Origin of the sequence: Emticicia sp. TH156 (assembly GCF_002855535.1) — a bacterium.
In the GTDB taxonomy this organism is placed as follows: Bacteria; Bacteroidota; Bacteroidia; order Cytophagales; family Spirosomataceae; genus Emticicia; species Emticicia fluvialis.
Map to the genome: position 1 here is coordinate 143,803 of NZ_PKRS01000005.1, position 19,383 is coordinate 163,185.

At 45.6% G+C, this 19,383-nt stretch carries 14 protein-coding genes; 5 read left to right on the plus strand and 9 right to left on the minus strand.

From position 1 onward, the window contains the following. Positions 1 to 10 precede the first annotated feature (10 nt). Positions 11 to 376, minus strand: coding sequence for a hypothetical protein (locus C0V77_RS10960; RefSeq protein WP_101726402.1), 366 nt, complete (start codon positions 374 to 376; stop codon positions 11 to 13). Between the two features lie 278 nt (positions 377 to 654). Further along, entirely contained in the window at positions 655 to 4,086 is a 3,432-nt protein-coding gene (locus C0V77_RS10965) for a ThuA domain-containing protein (RefSeq protein WP_101726403.1), read from the minus strand. 262 nt (positions 4,087 to 4,348) lie between these two features. On the opposite strand from C0V77_RS10965, the gene C0V77_RS10970 reads away from it, so the two are divergent. After that, positions 4,349 to 5,092 carry an NrtR DNA-binding winged helix domain-containing protein gene (locus tag C0V77_RS10970; protein WP_101726404.1) on the plus strand — a complete coding sequence of 248 codons (744 nt, stop codon included), beginning with the start codon at positions 4,349 to 4,351 and terminating at the stop codon, positions 5,090 to 5,092. A gap of 260 nt (positions 5,093 to 5,352) precedes the next feature. Here the strand turns inward: C0V77_RS10970 and C0V77_RS10975 are convergent, their stop codons facing one another. Next, a complete protein-coding gene (locus C0V77_RS10975) occupies positions 5,353 to 7,881 on the minus strand; it encodes a heavy metal translocating P-type ATPase (protein WP_101726405.1) in 2,529 nt (842 codons plus the stop codon). Between the two features lie 340 nt (positions 7,882 to 8,221). After that, complete coding sequence (locus C0V77_RS10980) at positions 8,222 to 8,641, minus strand: response regulator (protein ID WP_101726406.1); 420 nt, start codon at positions 8,639 to 8,641, stop codon at positions 8,222 to 8,224. 537 nt (positions 8,642 to 9,178) lie between these two features. On the opposite strand from C0V77_RS10980, the gene C0V77_RS10985 reads away from it, so the two are divergent. Next, positions 9,179 to 10,042: a cation diffusion facilitator family transporter gene (locus tag C0V77_RS10985; protein ID WP_101726407.1), complete on the plus strand. Its 864-nt coding sequence runs from the start codon at positions 9,179 to 9,181 to the stop codon at positions 10,040 to 10,042. Between the two features lie 343 nt (positions 10,043 to 10,385). Further along, on the plus strand, positions 10,386 to 11,531 hold the full coding sequence (nhaA, locus tag C0V77_RS10990; protein ID WP_101726408.1) for a Na+/H+ antiporter NhaA: 1,146 nt from the start codon (positions 10,386 to 10,388) through the stop codon (positions 11,529 to 11,531). A 5-nt stretch (positions 11,532 to 11,536) separates the two neighbouring features. Here nhaA and C0V77_RS10995 read toward each other — a convergent pair whose 3' ends face one another. Further along, the gene (locus C0V77_RS10995) at positions 11,537 to 12,382 is read right to left on the minus strand and encodes a polysaccharide deacetylase family protein (protein ID WP_101726409.1); all 846 of its coding nucleotides are present in this window, start codon (positions 12,380 to 12,382) and stop codon (positions 11,537 to 11,539) included. A 165-nt stretch (positions 12,383 to 12,547) separates the two neighbouring features. Here C0V77_RS10995 and C0V77_RS11000 point away from each other — a divergent pair, with 165 nt between their 5' ends. Together C0V77_RS11000 and C0V77_RS11005 are read left to right on the plus strand one after the other, a co-directional pair. After that, the gene (locus C0V77_RS11000) at positions 12,548 to 13,363 is read left to right on the plus strand and encodes a helix-turn-helix domain-containing protein (protein WP_101726410.1); all 816 of its coding nucleotides are present in this window, start codon (positions 12,548 to 12,550) and stop codon (positions 13,361 to 13,363) included. Positions 13,364 to 13,457: 94 nt separating this feature from the next. Continuing rightward, complete coding sequence (locus tag C0V77_RS11005) at positions 13,458 to 13,901, plus strand: DUF6265 family protein (protein ID WP_143706067.1); 444 nt, start codon at positions 13,458 to 13,460, stop codon at positions 13,899 to 13,901. A gap of 59 nt (positions 13,902 to 13,960) precedes the next feature. On the opposite strand, the gene C0V77_RS11010 is transcribed toward C0V77_RS11005, so the two are convergent. The 4 genes from C0V77_RS11010 to C0V77_RS11025 form a co-directional block, all read right to left on the minus strand. Next, entirely contained in the window at positions 13,961 to 14,941 is a 981-nt protein-coding gene (locus C0V77_RS11010; protein WP_101726412.1) for a membrane lipoprotein lipid attachment site-containing protein, read from the minus strand. A gap of 112 nt (positions 14,942 to 15,053) precedes the next feature. After that, on the minus strand, positions 15,054 to 15,494 hold the full coding sequence (locus C0V77_RS11015; protein WP_101726413.1) for a hypothetical protein: 441 nt from the start codon (positions 15,492 to 15,494) through the stop codon (positions 15,054 to 15,056). A gap of 90 nt (positions 15,495 to 15,584) precedes the next feature. Next, entirely contained in the window at positions 15,585 to 17,243 is a 1,659-nt protein-coding gene (locus C0V77_RS11020) for a hypothetical protein (RefSeq protein WP_101726414.1), read from the minus strand. Between the two features lie 717 nt (positions 17,244 to 17,960). Then, the gene (locus C0V77_RS11025) at positions 17,961 to 19,337 is read right to left on the minus strand and encodes a TolC family protein (protein ID WP_158237931.1); all 1,377 of its coding nucleotides are present in this window, start codon (positions 19,335 to 19,337) and stop codon (positions 17,961 to 17,963) included. Positions 19,338 to 19,383: the final 46 nt, after the last annotated feature.

The following is a 19,383-nucleotide window of genomic DNA, read 5'->3' on the forward strand; positions in this document are numbered from 1 at the left end:
GAAACGCAGTTTATTTCAGACGCGTACCTTCAACCTCTATCATATCCATCAGTTTACCTACAAAGTGGTCGTCGTCTTTTTTGGTGATAACCATTGTGAGGTCATATCCACCTGCCGAAAAGGCAGCAAACAACTCTTCGCCTTTTATTTCAACCGAGGTCATAGTGGCTACTTCTTTGGTTTCAGGGTTGGTAACTTTGCCAATAATTTTGCCGTCTACTACCTCAAAACTCATTGGCAGTTTAACGTCACCCTGTGGGGTGCCTTTTACAAGTACTTCCCAGTTGCCGGCAAAGAAATTGGTTGTTGCAGGTGCCTGCGCATTAGCCAGCGATACCGCGGCTATTAATAAAACAAATGTTAGAAGAGATTTCATAGGGTAAATAGTGAATTAGTGAATTAGTGAATTAGTGAATTAGTTATTTAGTGAGTGATTTAGTGAATGAGCGAATGAGTGATTTAGTGAGTGAGCGAATTAGTGAATTAGTGATTTAGTGAATGAATTTATTAATGAGCGGCTGCGGTTGCGGTGAGTTAGCGGAACGCCGCCCACTCATTCACCGCAACCGCGGCCTACTAAATCATTCAGCGGAACGCCGCCCGCTCAATCAGCGGAACGCCGCCCGCTCATTCACTCAATCACTCATTCACTAATTAATTTTGCTCGCTGAGTTTAAATTCCAGCCCTGTTACAATCATCAGGGTGCCGTTTTCAGATTTCGGGTTTACGTACACCACGTAGATGTCGTGCAGGCCTTCTGTCTTGCTTATCGGCACTTTCAGAATGTTGGGTGTCATGCTCATTTGTTCAGATGGCTCAAGGAAGGCCGACTCACCCACCAGTTTGCCTTTGGGGCTGTCGAGACGCAACTCAATTTTGCCACCCAACGCGTTAACCTGTGGTTTAGGAGCCATTGCCTGAATCTGCAATTCGGTAATGCCGCTCAGGTCTACTTTGTTAAGCACCATGTATGCGCCAGACTTGGCAGGCATAGCCAGGTTACGGCCACTGAACGACATCTTGTTTACGTCTTCATATTTATCAAAATCGTGCGCACCCAAAGTGGCATTTCTAAGCGTAAAAGTCTGCTCTGATTTTAGCGATGGCAAGCCGTTGGCGCCCTGGTCTTCGTAGGCTGCTCTTACAATATATACGCCTTTGCCTTTGTCGTTAGCAGGTAGTTTGGCTGTGTAAGTGCCTTGCAGCGGCAAAGATTTTGCTTTTGGTTTTTCGTTCGCCAGATTCAGGATGTACTTCACCATTTCTCCGGCATCGGCTGCTGAAAGCTGCGGGTGGCCACTCATTGGAGTTTCGCCCCACACGCCACCACCACCGCTGATAATCTTCTTCGCCAGACGGTCGGCGGCATCTTTGTCGCCTTTATATTTGGCAGCTACGTCGCGGTAAGCTGGCCCGATAGATTTTTTCTCTACACTGTGGCAGGCTTTACAATCGCTGGCTTCTATCAGTCTTTTGCCTGCTACAAATGCCGCGCTGGCATCAGCCGAACGGTGGCCTTGTGCAATGGCAACTTTATCAAATCCTTCAGGCAGGTAGTCAATGCTTACGGCCACGTTTTCGGCATCAATGCCTTTGCCCAGCGTGCCATCTTCTTTATCTTTTACCTTGATGTCGTAGTCGAAAGATTTGTTGGCAACATAGAAAGACCTGTTACCTTTTTGAATATCGAAGCTCAATACCGGAGGCTCGTTACCAGCAATGATTTCTAACGACTGCGCGTTTGTGCCGCCTTTGCCATCATTAACAGTAAGGGTGGCTTTATAAATGCCCGGCTTGGTGAGTGTCAATGCGGCATCTGGCGTGCTGATAACCTTATTGAAACCATTTTTTGAAGTAATTTGCCAGCTGTATTTCAGGGCGTCGCCGTCGGCATCGGTTGAGCCTTTAGAGCTTAATTTCAGGTTGAAAGGCACCGCGCCACCCAGCTGATTAGCCGCTACGGCAATTTGTGGTTTGCGGTTGCCACCGTTATATTCAATGCGAATCAGGCGGGCGTCATCATTACCGGTAAACCAGCCCGAGCCGTATTCAAGCATGTATAAGTCGCCGTTTTCGGCAAACTCCATGTCCATGGGGTTGTTGAATTTATAGCTGGGCATAAAACGCTCCATCGATACATAATTGCCGTCTTTGTCCATCGTTACGGCCATTATCCAGCCGCGCATCCATTCATAAATAAGCAATTTGCCATCATAATATTTAGGAAACGCACGCTGAGCAGTTTTGAAATTGTCTGAATAAAACACCGGCCCGGCCATGGCGTTTCTACCACCACTACCCACCAGCGGGAACTCAGGCGAAGCCGCATAGGGATACCAGATGAAAGCCTTTTGCGCCGGAGGCAGTACTTTCAGACCCGTGTTGCTGGGTGAAGTATTGGTAGGGGCGTTTACGTCCCATTTCTCTAATGATTTTTTGTTTTCAAAGTCATACTTATTGTAAGCTTTGTTGTCGCCCACAAAGTGTGGCCAGCCAAAGTTACCCGGTTTGCGTGCCTGGCCAACTTCGTCGTGCCCTGCGGGGCCGCGGTCGTCGGCAGGTTTAGCGGCATCGGGGCCTACTTCGCCCCAGTAAACAAATCCGGTTTTGTTATCAACCGAAATTCTGAAAGGGTTACGGTGGCCCATGGTATATATTTCAGGACGCGTACCGGCTGTGCCTTCCGGGAAAAGGTTGCCTTCCGGAATGGTATAGCCACCATCCGGCGTAGGTTTTATTCTGATGATTTTACCTCTCAGGTCGTTGGTGTTGGCAGATGATTTCTGCGCATCCCATGATTCCCTGCCCGGTCTTTCGTCGCTCGGGCTGTAGCCGTTTGAGCCATGCGGGTTGGTGTTGTCGCCGGTTGAAAGATACAGATTTCCGGCTTTGTCCCAGGCAATAGAACCCCCGGTGTGGCAGCATTCTTCGCGTTGGGTGGGTATTTCAAGCAATACTTTTTTAGACGAAAGCACCAGCTCATCACCTTTCAGCTCATAGCGGGTCAGAATGTTCTTCGATTCCTCCGGTATAGAGTAGTACAGGTAAATCCAGTGGTTTTGCGCAAAGTTGGGGTCTTTGTTAAGGCCCATCAGCCCGTCTTCACCCATTGATTCCTTGCCTTCCTTGCTTTTGTACTTGATGCTTACAGGTATAGAAGCAATGGTTTTCAGTTGTTTGGTTTTAGTGTTATACAGTTTCACGTCTCCCTTGCGCTCAATGAACAGCACACGGCCGTCGTTCAATACGCTCAGCTCCATTGGTTCGTTCAGTTTTTCTTCCAGCACCACTTTGGTAAAGCGGTTTTCTTCAGGGCGTGCATTGGCGTAATTTAAAGGCTTGGGGTTTGGCCCTCCCATTGCGTAATTGATACCTGCATACAGGTGATTCAGAAACAGAGGCTCGGCGTAGGTTTCGTCTGTATGCCCCATGGCAGTGTAGAACGACCGGCCACCGTCAAACTCCTGATACCAGCTCATCGGGTGGTAGTCGGGGTTTTTGCCTCCCTGATACGTTTTTTCATCGATAGTCAGCAATACGTTGATTTTGGGCGAAATATTTTTGAAGCTGTAAAACTCGTCGCTTCTTTCAAACTCGTCGGGCATGCCCTGAGTAGCCCAGTGGTTTTTTTGTACAACGGTATATTTGCCTTTTTGTACGTTGCTGGGTACCATGGGGTGGTCCAGAAAGTAAGCGCCTGCCAGTTTACCATACCAGGGCCATTCGTACTCGGTGTCGGTGGCTGCGTGTACACCTACATAACCGCCACCGGCCTGAATGTACCGTTCAAAAGTGGCTTGTTGCTTGTCGTTCAGTACGTCGCCGGTGGTGTTCAGAAACAAAACGGCGTTATACTTTTTAATATCGGTTTCATTAAAAGCCTCGGCGTCTTCAGTAAAAGTTACGGCAAAGCCTTTTTCGGCTGCCATTTTGGCCAGCGCTTTTTTGCCTGCATCAATAGATGCGTGCCTGAAAGCCGCAGTTTTGCTGAATACCAGCAGTTGCGGCTTTTTTACCTGTGCCTGTACCAGACCGTACGACAGCAGCAGGGTTAATAATAAGCTGATTGTTTTGTTAGATTTCATCAAAGTAAAATAAATTGTTTACAGGTGTAAAGTAATGGCTTTGAGGCAGAAGCACAAGGCACCTGTTATGGTGTAAATGCACTCTTCCGGATACAAATGTGTGTACTTAAAAAATAGAAAACAAGAATATTGTCTAATTTTTAGACAATAATGAAATTTTGACTAATATTGTACCCAAAACAGAATAAATAGTACGCGTTTTAGAAAAGTGGTTAAAACTTAGCACAAAGTTTTAACAGGCAGATAAACCCCCACAGCAATCATGGAATTATTTAACAAGGAAGAATTTATAGAGCAGGTTTCTGTTGATTGTGTTATTTTCGGGTTTCATGACAGGCAGCTAAGGGTATTGTTGCCCAGGCTGAAAAATATGGATATATGGATGGTGCCGGGAGGTTTTGTAAGGCAAAATGAAAGTGTGGACAACGCAGCGTTACGGATTCTGGCAGAGCGAACCGGAATAAAAGATATTTATCTGGAGCAGTTTGGTGTGTTTGGCAGCCTGGAGCGGTCGTCTCCGCAACTGATGCGGCAGGTAATAAAACTCATAAAAGGGGGGCTGGGAGAAGGTGAAGTGCTGTCTGAAGACCTGCAATGGCTGCAACGCCGGTTTATATCTATCGGGTATTATGCGCTGGTAGATATTCATCGGGTGGTACCTGTTTGTTCGGCGCTTGACGAAACCTGTGAATGGTATGACATAAAAGACCTGCCGCTGCTGGCATTTGACCACGCCGATATTATAATGAAAGCCCTTGAAAGCCTGCGCCTGATGCTGAATTACAAGCTGATAGGGTTTAATCTGCTGCCTGAAACGTTTACCATGAAAGAGGTGCAGGATTTATACGAAACGATATTGGACAGGCCTTTCCGCAGAAATAACTTCCAGAAAATGATTCTCGACCTGGATATTCTGGAACGTCTGGAAAAGAAATTCACCGGAGCAGCCAATAAGGCTCCTTATTTGTATCGGTTTAAAAGTCTTGAAAAAATCGCGGATAAGTGAATGGCGGATTAGTGAATGTCCTAAGGATTATTGAAGTTTTGCTGAAATAATTTAGCTCAGTCATTTCGTAGAGGTACTCTGCGTTGCCTCTTCAGAGGTAAATCTGATTCATTGAATTATTGTCAATTCTAATGGCTGAGAAGGCTGGTTATATAAATTAAATCATTCAGAGAAGTTTTATTTGGTGCGCATATGCTTTGAGCCGCAAGCATTGCACCTCTACCAAAAAAATTGTTAATTATTCGCCATTCTGCATTTCCCTAAATCTCCTTGCCCCTCAACCTCAACGAATTGGTAATCACTGATACCGAGCTGAAGCTCATGGCGGCGGCGGCTATCATGGGCGATAACAACACCCCGAAGAACGGATACAGCAAACCGGCTGCTACAGGGATACCCAAGGCATTGTAAAAGAAAGCAAAAAACAGATTCTGGCGTATGTTTTTCATCACGGCATGGCTCAGGTTTCGGGCTTTTACAATTCCCTGTAAGTCGCTTTTTACAAGGGTAATGCGTGCGCTTTCAATGGCTACGTCGGTGCCGGTGCCCATGGCTATGCCAACGTTGGCCTGCACCAGTGCGGGGGCATCATTAATGCCGTCGCCGGCCATAGCTACTATTTTGCCTGCCTGTTGCAGCCGTTTAATTTCATTCAGTTTGTCTTCCGGTAGGCACGACGCCCTGAAATTTGTCAGGTTCAGCTCTCGGGCTACGGCAGCTGCGGTGTTTTCGTTGTCGCCGGTAAGCATCATTACTTCCATGCCACCGTCAATCAGTTCGGCAACGGCCGCTTTGCTACCAGGTTTTATGGCGTCAGCAATGCTTACAAAGCCAATTACCACGGCGTCTACTGCCATATAAGAAACCGTTTTACCACGTTTCTGCGCTTCAAACACTTGTTGTTCAATGTCGGGGTCAATTAGCGCCTTGCGGCTTGCCATTAATGCCTTGTTGCCCAATGCCACTTTTTTGCCGTCAATGGTGCCGGTAACGCCTTTGCCGGTTATGGCTTCAAAGTCTTGCGCCTGCGGCCATTGTATGCCTTTGCCGGCTGCAAAATTTACCACGGCCTGTGCCAGCGGATGCCCGCTGTACTGGTTAAGTGCGGCCATATAAGACAGTGCCTGGGTTTCGTCAAATTGTTTAGTAAAGACACGCTCTACTGATGGTTTGCCCTCGGTTATGGTGCCGGTTTTATCTATAATCAGTACATTTACCCGCGCCATTGCCTCAAGGGCTTCGGCGTTTTTAATTAATATACCAGACTGCGCGCCTTTGCCCACACCAACCATAACCGACATCGGCGTGGCCAGGCCTAATGCACAGGGGCAGGCAATAATAAGCACAGCTACGGCATTAATAAAGCCGTAAACCGCACCGGGCGCAGGGCCCCATTTGAGCCACATAAAATACGTTATTACCGCAGCCATAATAACCGTTGGTACAAAGTATCTGGATATGGTATCGGCCAGTTTCTGAATGGGGGCTTTAGAACGGCTGGCAGAGTTTACCATCGCAATTATTTGTGCCAGCAGGGTTTCAGACCCCACTTTTTCGGCTACCATAATGAAAGATTTATTGCCGTTAATGGTGCCGGATGTAACGGCATCGCCCACTTTTTTATCTGCCGGAATCGGCTCTCCGGTGATCATAGACTCATCAATGCTGCTTTCGCCTTCTGTTATTTTTCCGTCGACCGGTATTTTGTCGCCGGGTTTAATTCTTAGCAAGTCGCCGGGTTGAATGGCATGTATCGATACTTTTTCGTCTTTGCCGTTGCGCACCAGCGTGGCATCGGTAGGGCTTAGTTTCAGTAATTCTTTAACGGCCGAGCTGGTTTGAGTATGGGCTTTGGCTTCCATTAGCTGCCCCAGCAGCGCAAGCGTGAGAATAACGGTGGCAGCCTCAAAATAAAGCGGCACCGACCCGTGCTCAGTTCTGAATTCAGGCGGGAAGATACCAGGCGATATTACCCCGGTAACGCTGAACACAAAGGCAACCGCCGTGCCCAGCGCAATGAGTGTAAACATATTCAGGCTGCCTGAGGTAACAGACCGCCAGCCTCTTTCAAAAAACAGCCATCCGGCATAAAAAATAACCGGAAGCGACAGCCCCATTTGCAGCCAGTTCCAGTACCGGGCGTCCATCAGTTGCAGTAGTGGGTTGTGGGGTATCATCTCAATCATGGCTATCAGAAAAATGGGCAGCGTAAAGGTGGTAGCCACTATCATTTTTTTGCGCAGGTCGAGATACACAGCGTTATCGTCGGTTTCTGTGGGCATTAGCGGCACCAGATCCATACCGCACTTGGGGCAGGCTCCGGGGTTGTTACTGAGTACCTCCGGGTGCATAGGGCAGGTATATTGGGTAGGCGCGGCCAGTTCGGGCAGTTTTTCCAGATTCATGCCGCAAACCGGGCAGTTGCCGGGTGTGTTATAGGTTTTGTCGCCCTCGCAGTGCATGGGGCAGTAATAAGTGCCTTTGCCGCTTTGCGTCAGTAGAGGAGAGCCAGCCTGATTATGATGTGCGGCCTGCTGATGAGTTGCTGCATGCCCCCCATGCGTCTGCGGGTTTTGAGGGGTGTTTTCGGTGCTGATGGTGTATTTACCTGCTTTTGATAATGCCGCCTGCAGCACTGGCAAAGCAATATGCTTTTGCATACTGATAACGGCCCGGGGTGGGTCAAGGCTCACCGTAGCCTGTACGCCTTCAAGGCTATTGAGGGTTTTCTCTACCTTTGTACGGCAGCCGTCGCAAGACATGCCCTGTATAAAATACGTATGTGTCAAGGGAGTAAGTCTGTTTAAGAAGGCAAGCGCAACGCATTTGCTTGTCTTGAAGAGAAGAAAACAACGCACAATTGCCTATATAACACCAAAAATAGGGTTGTTTGTTTAGCAGGAATATGAGAAATGTCAGGAATGGGGGTGATTTAGAGAATTGTCGATTTTCAATTTCGGATTGTCGAATGGAAAACTATTGAGCAAATAGAAGACGAGGGATTAGAATTGTGTTACCTAGTGTCTTTTTTGTGAACATTGTGGCAATTAGAATTGGGCTAAATGTAATACCATCAGGTGGTTTTTGGGCATAGCTATACAGCCTCAGATTTACGAGGTGTAATGGGTTTCAAAAAAATATAGGCAGGTTCATCCGCCAGTCGGAGGTCAGAATGGTTCTTATGGTTTCTACATACTCATTAAAGTTAATGGGCTTGGTAAGAAACAGATTGGCACCTGCCTGGTAGGCGCTTTCTTTAATGAGGGGGTCCTGGCTGCTGGTGAGTATGACCGAAAAAGTGCTGCTGAGCGCCTGGTCTTTCCTGATTTCTTTCAGGCATTCAATGCCGTTCTTTTTGGGCATGTTAATGTCCAGAATCACAATATTATAGTTGGGGGCATTGGGCGACCTCAACGTTTTCATTAATTCGTAGCCGTCGCTTACCACGGTGAGTGTGGTGGGTATATTCACTTCTTCCAGTGCGTTATTGAAAATATCCTGATAATCCTTATCGTCTTCGGCCAGAACAACATTTAATGAAACGTGCATACTTTTTTTAAATTAAGTAATGAAAATGGTACTTACGGGAAATTTTTAACACACGGCCTGTGGTACTCTAAGCCAGTAACCAAGGGTAATTTCAGATAAAACTGAATTTTAGTGATTTAGCCACTATCTCTTTTTTGAAGGTCTGTTGTGGTATTATAACAATAGGCAAAACAGGCAGCCGGTTTGACTTTACTAAGATTGACTTTGCGTTGCTGATTTAGTATTCTGCTACAAATTAGACTCAAATTTTATTAAAGCAAGCATTTATGTGCTTTTTTTAACAATGTTTTAATAAAAGCACCAGAATTTGTTAAATAATTGCAGTTTATGCGTTGTTGTGTTTACGATGCGCCCTGTACCTGCCGCATGATACTGCATTTGAGGTTATAACGGTTTTTGTTGCCTGTTATGTATTAATATCAGCAAATGGGTAAAAAATAACCGCCACATTCGGGGTTTTGCTCTACATTTGCAAAAAGTTGCTTGCGGCGTGTGTTTCGGGCTTTATTATTAATTTTTTTTTGAAAGCAGTATATCATGAAAGAAAAAGCCATCAGGGCCACGTATTTCAGTATTTTTGGCAATATAGCCCTGGCAATTATTAAATGGCTGGCCGGATTTTTCGGCAACTCCTATGCCCTAATTGCAGATGCTATTGAGTCGACAACCGATATTTTTGCGTCTATGCTGGTGCTGATGGGTATAAAATACGCCAGCAGACCTGCCGACGATAATCACCCATACGGGCATGGGCGCATAGAACCGCTGGTTACTTTTCTGGTAGTGGGTTTTCTGATTATGTCGGCCACCCTGATAGCCCATGAGAGTATCAACAATATCAGAACGCCTCATCATTTGCCTAAAGCCTGGACACTGATAGTGCTTGGGGTAATTATTTTATGGAAAGAGGTATCTTACCAGATTGTGATGAAAAAAAGCCGTGAAACCAACAGCTCGTCGTTAAGGGCTGATGCCTGGCACCACCGCAGCGACGCCATTACTTCTATTGCGGCTTTTATTGGTATTACTGTTGCGCTGATTATGGGTAAGGGCTATGAGTCGGCGGATGATTGGGCGGCACTTTTTGCATCTGGATTCATTTTGTATAACTGCTACCTGATTGTAAGACCTGCGCTGGGTGAAATAATGGACGAAAATCTGTATGATGATGTGATTGCGGCTATCAGACTGAAATCGATGGAGGTAGACGGGGTTATTGAAACCGAAAAATGTTATGTGCGCAAGGCGGGTATGAAGTATCATGTAGACCTGCACGTTATTGTAGATGCACACATGACCGTGCGAGAAGGGCACGCCGTGGCACACCGGCTGAAAGATTATCTGCAAGCCGAAATGCCGGAGCTTGACCAGATTCTGATTCACGTAGAACCGCATGAATGAGAACAATTAGTGAATGAGTGAATGAGTGAATTAGTGATTAATTAATTGCACCTATTAATCAAATAGCCTTAAGTAGTAAATACAAATCATAACAATCAGGTGATTCAGTTGAAACGGTACGCCGTCACGGCAAAGTTCAAGGCACCATTCACCGGAACGCCTGCCGCTCATTCATTAATTCGCCACTCACCGCAACGGCGGCCGCTAATTCACTATTCACTAATTCACCATTCACTAAATCACTCAATCACCGGAACGCCGGCCGCTCATTCACTAAATCACTAAATCACTAATTCACTCATTAATAAATGCGTATCTTTGTACACACAACAAACGGGAAAGCATGAAATTAACGGTTTTATTTAAGGATTTTTTTGAAAGCGAAAAAGCAGGCGGCCTTGTGCTGATAGCCTGTACGGTGGTTTCGCTCATACTGGCTAATTCGGGTATGGCAGAAGGCTATCAACACCTTTGGCATAGCCAGGTAGGTGGGCAGCCGCTTGAATACTGGATTAACGACGGTCTGATGACCATCTTTTTTTTGCTGATAGGCCTTGAACTGGAGCGTGAAATTTATCTGGGCGAATTGTCTGACATAAAAAATGCCATGTTGCCTATTTTTGGCGCCATTGGCGGTATGCTGGTGCCGGCGGGTTTATACCTGGCTTTTAATTTCGGCAGCAGTGCGCAGGCCGGGGCGGGTATCCCGATGGCTACCGACATTGCCTTTGCACTGGGTATTTTATCTTTACTGAATGATCGCGTACCGGCATCACTCAAGATTTTCCTGACGGCCCTGGCTGTTATTGACGACCTCGGCGCGATACTCGTGATTGCCATTTTCTATACCAAAACCCTGATGTGGGGTAACCTGCTTATTGCCCTGGGCATACTGGCCGTTTTATTTATTATGAACCGCCTGAAAGTAAGAAACCTGATACCTTACCTGATTGGCGGAGTAGCCATGTGGTATTTTATGCTGCACTCGGGCGTGCATGCCACTATTACTGGCGTGCTGGTGGCATTTGCGCTGCCTTTCGGCAACGGCGACGAGAAGTCAACCTCTTATTTGCTGCAACATTTTCTACACAAACCCGTAGCATTTGTTATTCTTCCGGTGTTTGCGCTGGCCAATACGGCCATTAGTCTGGGCGGAAACCTGAGCGAAATGCTCAGCCAGACTTACAGCCTGGGCATAGCCGCAGGGCTTGTTATTGGTAAACCGCTGGGGATTTTTCTGCTGGTGTTTTTATCTGTCAAACTGAAAATCTGCCGCCTGCCCGACGACCTCAGCTGGAGGTCAATTGGTGGCGTGGGTTTTCTGGGGGGCATAGGTTTTACGATGTCTATCTTCATAACCCTGCTGGCATTTAACGATACCACCATTATTAACGAAGCCAAGTTTGTGATACTGCTGTCGTCGCTGGTGGCAGGGGCTATTGGCTACTTCTTTCTGAAATTGGTGCTGAAAGACCGCGTTACCGAATAGGGTTGCTATTGGCCGCGTTGCGATACCAGCTTTTCGTTGGTAAGTTTTACAAATTTGTATCCTTTGGCCCGTAGCACGGGTATGGCCATCTGCAATGCCTGTAATTCGTGCCATTGCGGGTGGTTGAAGTGCATAATTACAATGGCCCCCGGCCGTGCCTGGCTGATGATGGTCTGGCTGATAAGCTCCGGAGCCGCAAACGGAACGGCGTCGCCGCTGAGTACATCAAAGGCAACTACCTGCATACCCAGCTGATTGGCAATACGGGCGCAGGTTTCGTCGGTATAGGCCGTAGCCGACCTGAAAAACCGGGGTCTTTTGCCGGTAAGTTTTTCTATTTTGCGCGAATTGAGCTCCATTTCGTCTATCACCTCCCCAATATTTTGGGTGGCAGCAATGCCATATTTTGTTTCGCCGTCAACCGAGCAAAGCCGGTGCAGCAGCCCATGATTACCGATTTCAAAAAGAGAATCAGCCGCCAACTGCCTGAAGGTAGCCAGGTTGTCGTCAATCCAGAGGCCGCTCACAAACAGGGTAGCAGGTATATGCTCTTTTTTAAGGTAAGCTATCAGGGGTGCGTTGTAATCATTGCTTTTACCTATACAGGCATCAAAAGTAAAGGCAATTACCTTGTTGGCGTCGGCCACATCTTCAAAAACATCTTTAATAACCACGCCAAAGCGCCCCGGGGTGGCGTTATGAAATTCGCCCAGTATATGGTTCTTAAACCGCAGGTAATCTGGGGTGTAGTAAGGCTGCAGTTTTGCTTTCAGCCTGGCATTTTGCCCTTTGGGCGGCTGTGCGCACAATGCCAGAGGCAGCAGCAAGCTTAATAATACGAGGGTTTTCATGATACAGGTTTTTGCCTTTGCTTTGCAAAAATGGCAGACTTTGGTTAAAATCTGTTTAAAGTCTTATTAAAATAAAGCTAAATTGTGGTTTAACTTTACAAAATATACCCAAATTGCCAACTGATGCAGTAATTTAGTAATTTGAGTATCTATAAACAGATGCCTATGGATTACCGGACTTACACGCCTGCCCCGAAACTAACCGGGGTAGTTAATTGCTACTGGACACTGGAGGCGCCTGCGCAGGTGAGTGCTGAAAAACAGCACATTGTGCCAGACGGCTGCATGGAAATGATTTTTCATTACGGCGATGCTTTCAGGCAGTATATGCCAGATGGCAGCAGCCTGGTGCAGCCCTTGTGCTTTGTGTTTGGGCAGGTAACCCGGCCGCTGGCCATTGAGCCTACCGGTGCAACGGGTATTTTTTCGGTGAGGTTTCAGCCGGAAGGGTTTGCTGCTTTTGCTACTATGCCTGTAAGTAATATGGAAAACCGCGCCGTGCCGCTTGACGAGCTGTTTGGCGCAGACGGCAGCCTGCTGGCCACTGCTGTTTTAAACGCCGGGCAAACGGAGGCGCGTATCAGGCTGGTAGAAGATTTTCTGATTGAAAAACTGATAACTGAGGAGTCGGTAAGTACACTGATACGCTCAAGTATTGAACTGATTATGCAACTGAACGGGCAGGTTTCTGTTGGTGAACTGACCGATAGCCTGCACGTGAACCGGCGGCAACTGGAGCGCAAGTTTATGAAAAATACAGGGCTAAGTGTAAAGCAGTTGTCGAGAATTGTGCGGCTACAGGCAACGCTGAAGAGGCTGGCCGGGCAGCAGCCGGGTACGCTTACGGCCGTGGCGCATGCGGGTAATTATTATGACCAGGCCCATTTTATTAGAGATTTCAGGTCTTTTACGGGCATGAGCCCCAAGCAGTTTTACGGAGGGCATCTGAGGCTGTCGGCCTTGTTTTCAGGTATGGGGTAGGTTGTGTCGCATTTATACAATTATCGCCATTAAAAGTGGTATAGTTTTGAGGGCGTAATGAAACATTAATTGTAAACCTTAAATGCAAAAACCAATGAAAACCCTTGCAAAAACCTGTTTAATATTGATGCTGGTGTCTTTTATAAAAGCCGACGGCCTGCGTGAACTGTATTTTCTGGAAGGAACCTGGAAAACTGAAAACAAGGAAGTTTACGAAACATGGAAGCTACTACCCGATGGCACGCTGGAAGGGCAGGGGTATAAAGTTAAAGAGGGCGCCAAAGTGGTAACCGAGCGCCTCAGGATACGGATTATTAACGGCATAGCCACTTATGAGGCCACCGTACCTGACCAGAACAATAACCAGACCATAGCATTTAAGCTCAACAAGGCTGCGGCAGGTGTTTTTTCATTTGAAAACCCGGCGCATGATTTCCCGAAGAAAATTCAGTATATGCCCATTGATGGCAGAACCATTCAGGTGCGCGTGCTGGGCGATGGCGACAAAGGGTTTGGGTACAAAATACTGAAACAGTAGGCAAACATTAACCCGGCGCACCTGAACGTAACCGGTTACAGGTGCACGGGGTGCAAAGTTTATTCGAAGTACGTTTGTACGTCTGACGACCCACTAACCAGAAACTGGTTATTGTTGATTTTCGACTGCAGGCGTGCCATCAGCTCTTCGCGGGTAAATGGCCGCTTGAAAGCCTGGCTCACCAAATTCAATACCTCAGAAACACAGCCGGAGCGGTCTTGTGCCGGTTGCCCGAATATAGAAGACTCTGCCATGCGCAGCCTGTCTATTTCCTGGCAGTGTTTTTCATTAAAGTTCTCTATTTCGCCATGCAGAAACACGTTTTTGTCATACGTGTATCTGAACGAAAAACCAACTTTGCTGTCATTTTTTTGTACCGACAGGTCTTCGGCATACACCAGCATATTAGAGCCTGAACCATCGTAATTGTCGGTTAGGGTAACGCGCAGGGTTGTGCCGTCCGGTTGTTTTTTAATGTAGTTCTTTACTTTTTCCACTATCTGCCCGGTGGTGGTAGAGGTAGTTTTAGACTCACTGAACATAATGCCACTGCGGCTGTCGGTAGAGGTTTTAATTCTGGCCATCTTTTTCTGGTTCGGATATTCCACCAGGCAATCGCAGTCGTGTTCGCTGTAATTGCCGAATTTCTGCTCAATAATGAGGCTGTTTTTTACGGCATAAAAGGTACAGTGCAATTGCAGCAGGGTGTCGAGGTCGATTTTCATATTGGCCTGGCCGTTCAGAACCGTAATAAGACCCGAAACATCGCCTTTGGGCGTTTTGTCGGTGAGGCTGACAATATTGCCATCCTCTACGCGAACCACACTATTGGTGTTGATTTTGGAAATAAACTCAATATTGCCGGTGTAGGGTTTATTGGTGTAGTGAAAAATAATTTTCTCGTTTTGAAGCATAAACTTACTTTCGAAAGCTTTCTTCAGATTGGTGTCATATTCGTCGAGGTCAATGGTTACTTTGGCGTCGTCGTCACATGAAGTCAGAATCATAACAGCAGTTATGAAAAACAGCATTTTTTTCATTGGGTTTTGGCAGATTAAAGTACAATGTTGAGTAAATATACTCATTTGCTGCAAGAAATAAATCTGCCACTATTGCTTTGGCTACGGTAAATAAGTATTTTTTTTATTAAAATTATCTTTCGGTACCATAACGGAGTGTATATACGCAGCCAGATGGGGGCGTTGCTTTAAATGGCTGAGCAGAAAGGAGTTGGGAGAGGATTAACAAAAAGCCAAGGCAAAAACCTGCTGGCAGCGAAAAGAAAATCAACCTGGCTTTGCCTTTATTTGCGGTGAATTTATCTGGCGGTAGCAATGGTTTCAAGGCTTTTTTAGCCATGCCATGCCGGCGGTCTTTACCAGCCTGAAAAACAAAGCCCAAAGTTTCATAACCGGGGTTTCCGGCAGGGTTGGGCATGGATTTTAAAGTCAGGGGTGGTAACCACGAGTTGAGTTCATACGCAATGCTGTCGTTTAAAGAATGGCTGATGATACGCTGGTTGAATGTATATTCAGCCGAAATGGGGTTATGAATCTTAAAAACCAAAAGCCATAAAAAGGTGTCTAAAACCAAATCAATCTGCCTATTTGGTTTTAAGGCACAGGTTGTTTTCAGGAAATGGTTGTTTCGATTTAAAAATCAGGTATTAATGGGTTACGGCCATTATTTTAAAGATGCGATTCTGTCTTTTCTGATATATACTGAGTTACTATCAACCACTGTGGCCAGCTCATAATTCTGAATTATGTATGGTTTCAGCGAAGGAATAACTTCTTCAAATTTTTCAACCGTAGAAACATCTATAAAAAATTCAGGTTTGTTTCTTTTTATTTCATTTATGTATTCTTCCTGAAAATACCTGCTGTATTTGCTATTTATAATATAAGGAACATGGTTTTGAGAGGTGGCCTGTGGCAGCTGTGTTTCTACAAAGTACTTAGGTGCAAAACCCCAGATGGCTAGCTTATCATGAGGTTTTTTAAATTTGTTTATGGTTTGTGAAATGGTGTCAGCAGGTAATCTTAAACCTGTTTTAATTGCCTCGGCAGAATTTAGTCTCCTATGGGCCCTGTCAAGGCCTGTGTAGGTAATTAATGCCAGACAAACCGCTGCTACATTGATTAAATAGGTTTTATTGATGAGGGCATAAATGCTAAAATAGAAAATAAGAGGTAGAAGGTACTGAAAATAATGACCATAAAACCTGCCAGGCTTGGAAATGGAAAAAATGGTGGTTAATGAGAGCAAAACAAGAAACCAGAAGAATGCCTTGTTTGCAGGCAGATTTTTTTTATAATTAATCATGAACAATCCTAAAAGCGCTAAAAACAGGCTTGTGAAAGCAATTGTTCTAATGAATCCAAACACATAGCCTATGGGCCCGATTACAGTAGGTTTATAGCCTTCAATGAGTTTCATCTGGCTGTTAAATACGCCCCAGGTATCAACCATATACACATAAACAGTCATCAGTAAAGGAAATACCAGGCCACCTGCCAGGTAAAGGCTGATGTTCTTCGGTCTGCTTTGGGGCTTGAGCTGGTAGGCAAGGTAAACCAGATACAGACTTATAAATAGTACTATCGGGCCACATTGGGGTTTTGTAAAAGGCGAAAACCCGGCCAGAAAACCCGCTAGGAATAAATGTAAAGATGATACTTTCTTATCTGCTTCGATTCGGGAAATGAGAAAAACTAAAAATGCGATGATAACCAATGATAGCTTTTCGCTGGAGTAGTGGAAAAACTCGCTATTCAGGTCTCCGAATTCTGAATAATGAAATATTGGATTTTTAAAAAAAGGTTTCTGGAAAAAGGCAGAGTCTTTATTAAAGTCTAAATAGTATGAATTAGAACGGAAGTTCCATAATACCATTACCACAATAAGTGCCATTATGCTTTTGTTGAATCCAAATTGTTTTTGTCCGGCTTTAAACAATAGAAGAAGCGTGAGGGAGTCAAGAAACAATCCTAATAATCGCGCTGAGGTAAAGTCGAAAGGAATGTTGAGGATGGAACAGAAAATAAAATAGGCATAAGTATTTACGGGGCCCGCTGTAGAAAGGTTCATGTCTCTCCAGACCAATAGCCCGTTTTTTAAGCCAATTGCCTGACCAATAATGCCGCTTTCGTCAACATTTAACTCAGAATTTAATAAAATGTACGGTAATCTTACTATTAATGGAACAAGTAAAACCAACCCTAACACAAGTGTGTTTCGGCCTTTGCTTTCCGGCGTTTTCAAAAGAAACCATATTGATGCAGCAATAGCAGGAATTATAAGAAAATAGTATAAGGTAGAGTATAGTACAAGCAAAGTCATATTTGAAATTTAATAATAGTTAACTTATATGAAGCGGAAGCAAAAGTATAGCAACTTGAATTAAAAATCAATAGAATTTATTGTCTGGCCGGAGCAGATATGAAAAAAGAACCAACTTATATTATTTTACTTCTATTTGAGCCAGTTTTTTAAGATCAAAGAATTTTTCAACCTTCGATAGACTTCTGCCTTATCGCACTTTTTTAACAATTGGAATTAAATGACAGGGGCAATCCTTAATAAATGTCTTTACCAGGCGGAACAACAATGCCCAAAGTTTCATAACCGGGCTTTCTGGCAAGGTTGGGTTATGGCTTTTTGAAGAGTTGCAGGATGTGTTTCTTTACTAACCTGAAGACTGCAACCAGGTATTTGGTTATAAGGTCTTCCGGTGGTTGGTATATGATGTGTTGAGGTTTCATGATTTGTGTTTGTTTTTTTGCGAAGATAGCGAATGTGCCTGAAAATAAAGATAGGGTGTGCTCATGTTTTCGGAATGCCGTTCAAAGAACGGCTGACACAGCGACTGAATGAAGATTCAGCCGAGCTGGGTCTGTGAGATGAAGGCTTTGATTCAAGTATTTAAAATCAAAACTCAAACGTAATTTATGGAGCTTATATGCCCCCGAAGCCACATGCATTGCACCTCTACCAAGTTTGCAGATGTATTAACCGTGCCACGCCCTTATCTAACCGAGTATAAACGTGGCGCGGTGGTTAAAAGCCTAATCTACCCGTTGCGTAATCAACGGCGATGATGGCTTTGGCGGCTTTGGCTTGTAGCGATATCAGTTTTTGCTGGGCTTCAAACAACTTGTTTTCGCGGCTGTTTACCAGAAACAGGCTGCTTTCGCCATTGTTGAAGCGGGTCAGTTCGGCATCGTACATACGTCGGTAGTTGATAACCGTTTGCTGGTAGATGGCCGTCTGGCGTTGTAGCTGCACGGCATCGTTATAATATTGGTTTACCTTGTTTTGCTGCTCGGTAAAAAGCAGGCGGTTCTCCCAGGTTTGCTGGGTTATTTTCAGGTTGGCTTTGCGGTATTCGGCGCGGGCCTCACGCAGAAACAGCGGGATACCCACCGTAAACCCCCACTTATAGTTGTTCTGAAACAGGTTGGGGTCGGCAAAGAAGGTATAATCTTTATTGAGCAGGTTATACTGCAAATTAAAGGTAGGTAGCAGGCTCTGAAACTTCAGTTGTTTTTCAATACCCAGCACATTGGTTTTTATTTGTGCCTGCTGCAGCTTGGGGTGGGTGGCTACCAGGCTTTGGTACTGGTTCAGGTCTTGCAATGAGCGGTCGGCTTGTATCAGTGCCGGCTCAACAAATGGGGGTAGCTGGTAGGCCTGCTGGTTTTCTTTCCACAAAAAATTGCTCATTTCAAATGTGGCGTTGTTCAGGGTCTGTTCGGCCTCGGCCAGCATAAACTCAAAGCTCTGCAACTGGGTGAGGGTCTCAACGGTGTCAATGGCTGGTCTGTCGCCCAAAGTCACGCCATTCCTGATAAACTGGTAGCGTTCCTGATTCACTCTCAGCAGGCTGTCGGCCAGGCGTTTGGTGTAATAGGCGCTTTGCCATTCATAATATACACTGGTGGCTTCGTAGAGCAGGTCGTTGAGCATCAGCCGTCGTTCTTCGTCCGAAAAAGCCACCATTTCTCGAGCCTGTTTTACTGCGGCTCTTCGCTTGTCTATCAAAAGGCCTTTGGCTAAGGGCAAAGATGCACCTACAAAACTACTGCGGCCCTTGGTAAGCTCTGTGGCTGTAAATTGCCCCTGATTGTTTTCTGTACCGGCTTTCAAATCAAGCCCATACCAGGTGGGTACTTTCAGTTCTGTGGTGAGGTAGTTGTAATAATCTTTACCGCCAAATTCTTTCTGATTTTTGTTGATATAAAAAGACGGCTCAAAGGCTCCGCGGGCGCTTTGCAGCTCAGCTTTAGCCATGTCGGTCTGCAGGGTGGCTTGCTGCGCTACGGGGTGGTATTTTCTGACAATGTTAATGAACTCATCATAAGTGAGCTTTTCCTGGGCTTGCAATTGAACCGCAAAACCCAGAAAAAACATGATATATAACCTTAATTTATACATTTTACTTGTAAGTAATGGAGTGGTAAAGAGCTTGCTTCCCGTTTGG